Here is a 1,535-nt window from a genome sequence, read left to right as displayed (position 1 = left end):
TTTGTCTGGAAACCATAGAGCTGTGGCACCACCTGATCCCATTCCGAACTCAGAAGTGAAACACAGTATCGCCGATGGTAGTGTGGGGTCTCCCCATGCGAGAGTAGGTCATTTCCAGGCGCCTAATTGACTTGCAAGAGTCGTGAAACAGCCCGCTATTATGTAGCGGGCTTTTTTACGTCTGTCATTTGTTTAAATTACGGTTTGGTTAATATGAGCATAATGCTTGTGTGGACGATATGCCCATGCTAAATAGGTCATTTTCAGGCGCCTAATTGACTTGAAAGAGTCGTGAAACAGCCCGCTATTATATAGCGGGCTTTTTTACGTCTGTCATTTGTTAACATTACGGTTTGGTTAATAAGAGCATAATGCTTGTGTGGACGATATGCCCATGCGAAATAGGTCATTTCCAGGCGCCTAATTGACTTGATAGAGTCGTGAAACAGCCCGCTATCATATAGCGGGCTTTTTTACGTCTGTAATTTAACTACAAGTAGTTAATTCATCGATCTAGTTCATTCCTTAAAGTATCAACTTTGCAGGCCTTTGGATTTTGTGCATATACGTCGTCTACAGATTCATTAAGCTACAATAGCAGTCACGCTTAGGTATCGATTTTGTTTTAAGGCTTCCAAAGAAGGGTGGCATTACTGCATTTTGCCAGCAGTTATGTCTTCGGTTGATATTCTGTCCTATTTTATACTTTCATGGCTTTCATATTTGCTCAAACCATATTGGAATTTTGTCTTTCACAACAGGCAACTCACCAATGTCCCACATATAAATTTATTACCACAGCTAAATAGGTCCATTTTGTTCTAGGCCTAATATACGTTATAAAATCATCCCTGATTTATAGCGCTAACATTACGCTCTTGCTGTAATAAGTTAGACATAATTGTAGGTTCATCATTGGCTATCTTGTGGTGATGGTTTCTCTACTGATTAGTTGGTTACCTCTTAATGATTGAATTCCCTTTGTAAATAACAATAAATGCGAATATTCTCATTCGATTATATTGAATACCTTTCATCCATCAATATCGGCTTATGCGGTTATTAGATCCTAAGGCGTATCAGGTCGATAATTGATGTCACGAAGCAACTCTTTAGGTTTCATGTTGGATTGATTACACAAAAGTGTGTCAGTACGCATTATTTTTACCGTGATTATATTACTGGCTAAACATGATTTATCTAACTTTGGGTAGCATAGTGAACAAATGCAAAGCCCATAATCAAAAGCGTTAATATGCTTGCCTATCTGACCATGGGTAAAATATGAATCTAATGATCCATAATTGTGGGTAAGTCTGTGGGTAAGCCTGTGGGTAAGGTGTGCTTAATGTGGTGTTAAGTTAAGTATAAAAATTAATTGATAAATTAGTTAAAAAAGGCCTTGCGCAAAAACGTATGGTGCCTATAATGCGCATCCACTGACACGGCAGACAGCGTAAGCGGTTACCGAGTCAGGTTGGATTAAGTGCTTCAAAACACTGAGTTCAAGGCGAAAAGAAAGTTTGAAAAAACAC

At 38.8% G+C, this 1,535-nt stretch carries 1 rRNA gene; it reads left to right on the top strand.

The window, feature by feature from the left end:
• The first annotated feature begins 4 nt into the window (after nt 1–4).
• Nucleotides 5–120: ribosomal RNA gene (gene rrf, locus EGC86_RS20825) — 5S ribosomal RNA — on the top strand.
• Nucleotides 121–1,535 lie beyond the last annotated feature (1,415 nt).

The sequence above is a fragment of the Shewanella frigidimarina genome (genome assembly GCF_003797125.1).
GTDB classification, from domain to species: Bacteria; Pseudomonadota; Gammaproteobacteria; order Enterobacterales; family Shewanellaceae; genus Shewanella; species Shewanella frigidimarina.
The sequence above is the reverse complement of the archived record's forward strand: the minus strand, read 5'-3'. Positions and strand labels throughout refer to the sequence as shown.